This is a genomic window from Erythrobacter sp. CCH5-A1, assembly GCF_001557115.1.
Classification (GTDB): Bacteria; Pseudomonadota; Alphaproteobacteria; order Sphingomonadales; family Sphingomonadaceae; genus Erythrobacter.
Genome location: NZ_LSKQ01000086.1, coordinates 1 through 4,801, shown reverse-complemented (window position 1 = coordinate 4,801; position 4,801 = coordinate 1). Strand labels below are relative to the sequence as shown.

7 protein-coding genes are annotated in these 4,801 nt (G+C 61.2%); 2 read left to right on the top strand and 5 right to left on the bottom strand.

Features of this window, described 5'->3' with window-relative positions; all coding sequences use genetic code 11:
* Nucleotides 1-562 precede the first annotated feature (562 nt).
* Nucleotides 563-1,054: a hypothetical protein gene (locus AX708_RS04210; protein ID WP_067489597.1), complete on the bottom strand. Its 492-nt coding sequence runs from the start codon at nucleotides 1,052-1,054 to the stop codon at nucleotides 563-565.
* 187 nt (nucleotides 1,055-1,241) lie between these two features.
* On the opposite strand from AX708_RS04210, the gene AX708_RS04205 reads away from it, so the two are divergent.
* Together AX708_RS04205 and AX708_RS04200 are read left to right on the top strand one after the other, a co-directional pair.
* The gene (locus AX708_RS04205; protein ID WP_067489594.1) at nucleotides 1,242-2,129 is read left to right on the top strand and encodes a plasmid pRiA4b ORF-3 family protein; all 888 of its coding nucleotides are present in this window, start codon (nucleotides 1,242-1,244) and stop codon (nucleotides 2,127-2,129) included.
* 103 nt (nucleotides 2,130-2,232) lie between these two features.
* Nucleotides 2,233-2,457, top strand: coding sequence for a hypothetical protein (locus AX708_RS04200; RefSeq protein ID WP_067489591.1), 225 nt, complete (start codon nucleotides 2,233-2,235; stop codon nucleotides 2,455-2,457).
* Between the two features lie 5 nt (nucleotides 2,458-2,462).
* On the opposite strand, the gene AX708_RS04195 is transcribed toward AX708_RS04200, so the two are convergent.
* From AX708_RS04195 to AX708_RS04185, 4 genes are all read right to left on the bottom strand, one after another.
* Entirely contained in the window at nucleotides 2,463-3,224 is a 762-nt protein-coding gene (locus AX708_RS04195; RefSeq protein WP_067489588.1) for a hypothetical protein, read from the bottom strand.
* A gap of 28 nt (nucleotides 3,225-3,252) precedes the next feature.
* Nucleotides 3,253-3,690, bottom strand: coding sequence for a hypothetical protein (locus tag AX708_RS20255; RefSeq protein WP_156454525.1), 438 nt, complete (start codon nucleotides 3,688-3,690; stop codon nucleotides 3,253-3,255).
* The gene (locus AX708_RS04190; protein ID WP_067489585.1) at nucleotides 3,638-3,970 is read right to left on the bottom strand and encodes a type II toxin-antitoxin system Phd/YefM family antitoxin; all 333 of its coding nucleotides are present in this window, start codon (nucleotides 3,968-3,970) and stop codon (nucleotides 3,638-3,640) included. Before AX708_RS04190 ends, AX708_RS20255 begins: the two co-directional genes overlap by 53 nt.
* 254 nt (nucleotides 3,971-4,224) lie before the next feature.
* Nucleotides 4,225-4,737 (bottom strand): DUF736 domain-containing protein, encoded by a 513-nt coding sequence (locus AX708_RS04185; protein ID WP_067489582.1) that lies wholly within the window; start codon nucleotides 4,735-4,737, stop codon nucleotides 4,225-4,227.
* Between the last annotated feature and the right edge of the window lie 64 nt (nucleotides 4,738-4,801).

Below are 4,801 nucleotides of genomic sequence, written 5' to 3'. Positions count from 1 at the left end.
GGAAGAGACGTTCCCGCCCCGAGGAAGAGAGACGAAGGCAGGGCCGGTCAGGCGCGCGAGCGCCGCACCGGACCACCCCTTCGGCCCGACGAAGGGTTAACAGCGGGAACACCTCCATTCTTGGAAGCCGTTCAGCGTGGCTGCTCGGCAGGCGACGGGCTGTCAGGGATGATGCCGCGCAGCTGGCATCACCGCTCCGCGGGCGGCGAAGGCAAGCGCAGCGACAGCCTGAGCCGATCCTTGACCGGCCGGAGGCTGCCGAATGCCGCGCTTTCGCGCATTTGCGCGAACTACGGCTGTAAAGCTCACGGTCGTGGGTGCCGCGCGCGCGGACCGTCAGGGCCGCGGCAGGCACACGCGATCGGGACCGCCGAACCTGCCCGCAGGGCGGCGGCGGTGAGATGCGTCAGCGATCGTCACCCGAAGGGCCGAGACCCTTCAGGGGCTCGGTGGAGTGAGGCAGGCACGCGAAGCCCTGGCGAAGCATCTGCTGAGCCAGGGCCGCGGCGCCGAGCGGAATAGAGCGCGGTTTCGGCCACAGGCCGGGAGACGGCAGACTCAATCATTTCTCTTCGTCTGGAAATTCCACTTCAAGCGGAGCCACCTCTGAATGCTTGCTTTGCGTTGATTCCCGCAGCCACAGCGCTTGCTTTGCAGCGTTTCGCTCCTCATTCAAGACGCGGCTAAAAACCGGGCATTCCAGTATGCTGCTTGCGCGTTGCTTGTTGTTCGAGGCGATGATCATGTCGTGTAGCACGTCGGCGCGATCGGGCGAGAAGCTGATGTTACTGTCGTCACCGTCAAGGCTCATGATCAATTTCGGTTGCCCCACTGACGAAGACGGGGGGATTTGGTGGAAGCTCAGACCCGCAATCGAGAACCTGATTTCGGTAGTGGCTCTGCGTAGGGCCTTCAGCCTGTTTTGGAGTGCCTTGGCGCTTGCGTCGTCGAGTTTGAACGGAAAGGCTGGTGCGCTTATGCGCAGGGCTTCCAGTTGTTCAGGCCGGAAGCTGATTTCCCGTTCGGCTGACAGTATCAGGTCGATAGTTTGCATGTTTGCTCCGTGGATTGACAGTCGGCACCTTCACGTTCAAATCTACAGGCAGCCACAGAACATGGCTAGGCATCTGCCTTCACCGAAGCTGCAAGCAGCATGTTCGACAGATTGTCCTAGTTTCGGTCCTGTTCTTACCGGATCCACGTTTGGCAGATGATGTGACATATCCGGTCGGAGACACGGCATGGAACTGGTGCAACCGCGAATTTCAATCGAAAACCTGAAGCGCCGGGCGAAGGCTCTCGGCAAGAAAACCGGCGTGCAGCATAGCGAGGCTTTGAATTTGCTGGCCGCGGAAGCTGGCTTTGAGAATTTTAACGCCCTACAGCGTGCATCAGGCCGCCGGCTCAAAACTTTCCCTGGTGTGAAGCGCAGCAAGTCAGCACGGGAGCATGTTCTCGTCAGTGTCGAATTGCTGGGGGTGCCGGTGGTCGTTTCACGGCATGTCCTTGTGCCGCCCGGTCTCAACCTCGAGCAGCTTCACGGCGTTATACAGATCGCGATGGGGTGGGAGAATGCCCATCTCTTCGCTTTCACTGTCCCGAACATACCGGACCTGGAATTCATCGGACGGTTTGACGAAGGCGCCAGCGCTCTAGATAAGATTACGTCGACCAAGGCGGAAGATATGCGTATCCGGCAGCTCATCGACGGGGGCAGCGGCAGCCTGATCTACAGATATGACTTCGGGGATGGGTGGCTCCATGCGGTTACGCTGGAATATGTCCAGGCGGAGTGGTCTGACCCCGAGGGCTGCGTCCTGCTTGAGGCCAAGGGCCTGTGTCCCCCGGAAGACTGTGGCGGAGAGCCAGGGTATATCGGCCTGCTTGAGACCTTCGGCTTGGTGGAGCGATCCGATGGTTGGTCGGACAGCCGCCGTTGGACCAGGAAGGACGTCGCAGAGTGGATCGGGCGTGCTTACCGGCCTGACAAGGAGCTGCTGCTCAGCGATTACCAGAATCGTCTGACGGCATTTGCAGCTGCTGATTTCGATGTCGACATGCTGTATCTCTATGAGCCGACATGGCGTTACGGGGGATTGAACCCGAACCGTCACTATTGGAAGAAATGAGGGCTTCGTGGCCGCAGAGACATATCGAGCTCATGCGCTGAGGCGATTCGACGTGCCTGCTTGACTCGTCATGTTCTCATGATGTTCTAGGGCGCGCATGGGAATGAAGCGTCTCGACACGGTCGCCGATCTGGTTCGGCATGGGCTCAATGCGCAGGTCGAGTGCCGCAGATGCCGCCGTGTCGTGATCGTCCCGGCCGCTCGCCTTCGTGATCAGTGCTTTGCGAAGTCGGTACCGATGAAGCTCGATATCGTCGCGGGCCACCTGCGGTGCAGCTGCGGACATCGCGGCGCGAAAATCGATGCTACCGGCGTTCGCCTGGACTGAAGGAGCTATCGGCGGCGTGTTCCGATCGTCTCGATCAGCGCCGTGATCCGGTCGCGGAGACGCTGAATCCATGATCGCTGGTCAGTGTCCCTCTTGATCTTTCGCACCAGAGCAAGCGTTTCTGCGACAGTCACAAAGGCGTTGTCTTCGCGCATCCTGATGCCTTCGCGGTGTTCGGCGCGGTTGACAAAGCTCATTCCCTGAGTCCGGTCGCCCGCGCCCATCACGAACTCGTAGGCGATGTTGATCGGGATCAGCTCATCACGCGGGAGCCTGGTGAGCTGTTCCATCGTAACAGGTTCCCAGTGATCTACTACCTCGCGGTAAATTCTCGTGAAGATCGAGGCTTTCGTGAGGTCGCGGCCGTATCCGGGCGTGCGCGCGTAGAGCGCGTCGAACGCCCGGATTGCACTGGGCTTGGGGATCATCTCGAGATTGCCGTTCAGCCCGTAGTGGTCGACCAGGAGCGTGATGTCGTCCTCGCTCAGCCCGAGATAGGCGATCATCTCATCGAGCGGCTCGGGATCTCCGATGATACGATACTGGCTTTCGGGAAGACTGAGGAGCTTTTGCGCTGCAGCTGCTCCAACTGCGTCTCCGATCAGCGCGGCCGCCATGTGCGAAGCGAAGACCTGGTTCGGTATGGTATTTCCGGCGTCCGTTTCGACGCGGCCCCAGCCCTTCGAAATGGCAAAGAGGAACACCGCAAGGCTTTCGCGAGTGGCCGCCTGCTGCGGCGATGGAGAGTGATCCTCGATCTCTGGCATAGTCCCATTCCGTTCGGTTGGTATCGCGTCAATCAGGTCGAAAGACTTTGGCGACCCTTCTGCCCTCCATTGCTTCGGCGATCGTGTCGGTCAGTTTCCTCGATGCTGGGTTTGGCCGCATCATTGTGCGGTCATCCTGAGGCACGATGTCGGGCCCTGGCCAATTGAAGATGTTCATCTCCTCGATGACGACGTTGCAGTCTTCGGGCAGGCCGAGTGCGGCGCGCTCTCGTGGATGAATGGGCACCCGCGCTCCCATCGAGGATGTCGAGATCGGAAGAACACTCACGATGAACAGCGCTTCGATCTTGCGAACCTCCCAGATGAGGCATGGCCGGTCCTTTGACGCGTTGACCTGACCTGCGGCATCCTCGCGTTGCCAGAGATAGCCGTAATCGATGATCTTGCCGGCCTCAGGTGCCTGCCGCTTCGGGTTGCTTTCGCTTTTTCGCTGCTTTGGGAGCAACGGGTTCTCCGGCGTCGTCTTCGTAGCTGTCGGGGGCGTCCGGGTGGTAAGTCGCGGACGCGGCGGTGAGTTCTTCGATGACATCTTTCAGCGACTCCGACTTGAGGGCGCGCGCCAGGAGTTTCCTGAGCGAGCGGTATTCGTCAGCAGGGACCATGACGACGCGGACCTCACCGTGGCGCTCGAGGCCGACGGCGCGGCTGATGGCCTCGTCGTAATAGTATCCGACCCGCTTCGAGAAGGTCGTGGTGCTGACGGTTTCACGATAGGGTTGCGACATGGTTTTTCTCCTAAGGACCGGCCTCTTTGAACTCCTCCATGTGCGATGACCGAATGGTCGCCATGTGTTCATCGGGTGTCCTGTCTCTCCGTATAATCCGGAGTCTCCGCACACAGCAACCCCCTCCCCTTTTCGGTCGGTCTCAATAGCATCAGGCAAATGAAGAAGGCCCGCCCGCGCTTGTGCGCGAGCGGGCCTTCCCTTTGGCGATCGGTTCGGGTCGCAGTCGCCGATCGCCGGGGGCTGATTGGGCGTCAGGCTCCCGCGGTTTCGGGCACCTTGGCCTTGCCCTTCGGGGCGGGTGCGGTGCTCTCGCCGAGACCGTCGCCCGAGGCCGGCGTGCTGTCAACGCCGGTGTTGGCCGGGCCGGTCGGCTCGTCGCCGGTGGCATCGAGCGGCGGGAGCATGTTCTCGCTCTCGCCCGCGAAGCCGCCGAGGCTCGCCTTCTGCTTGGGCCGGCGCCAGGCGACGTTCATCGAGCCGTCGTTCTGCCGGAACAGCGCGATCGGGATCGGGGCGACCAGCGAGGGGTCGTCGATCGTGCCGGAGAGGAAGCATTCGCCGGTCTCGTTCGAGCTGTATTCCCACAGCGCGCCGACCTTGACCCAGCTGCGGCGGTCGACCGACAGCGCCATCAGATCGAACTTGGGCGCGCGTTCGTTGGTGGATTCGAAGGCACGCAGCGCCAGCGTCGCGCTGAAAGCCATGGTGCTGACGCGGCCGATGAGAACGCCTTCGGCGTTGGCCTTGAGGGTACCGATGTTCATGGGGACTTCTCCTGATGCGTCCGAACCCATTGTCCGGATCACATCCCCCCATCCCCCTCTCCCC

Excerpts from the sequence above, each read along its gene's own strand:
- AX708_RS04190 (WP_067489585.1), bottom strand. The coding sequence starts at position 3,970 with ATGTCGCAACCCTATCGTGAAACCGTCAGCACCACGACCTTCTCGAAG.
- AX708_RS04205 (WP_067489594.1), top strand. The coding sequence starts at position 1,242 with ATGGAACTGGTGCAACCGCGAATTTCAATCGAAAACCTGAAGCGCCGG.
- AX708_RS04210 (WP_067489597.1), bottom strand. The coding sequence starts at position 1,054 with ATGCAAACTATCGACCTGATACTGTCAGCCGAACGGGAAATCAGCTTC.
- AX708_RS04200 (WP_067489591.1), top strand. The coding sequence starts at position 2,233 with ATGAAGCGTCTCGACACGGTCGCCGATCTGGTTCGGCATGGGCTCAAT.
- AX708_RS04195 (WP_067489588.1), bottom strand. The coding sequence starts at position 3,224 with ATGCCAGAGATCGAGGATCACTCTCCATCGCCGCAGCAGGCGGCCACT.
- AX708_RS04185 (WP_067489582.1), bottom strand. The coding sequence starts at position 4,737 with ATGAACATCGGTACCCTCAAGGCCAACGCCGAAGGCGTTCTCATCGGC.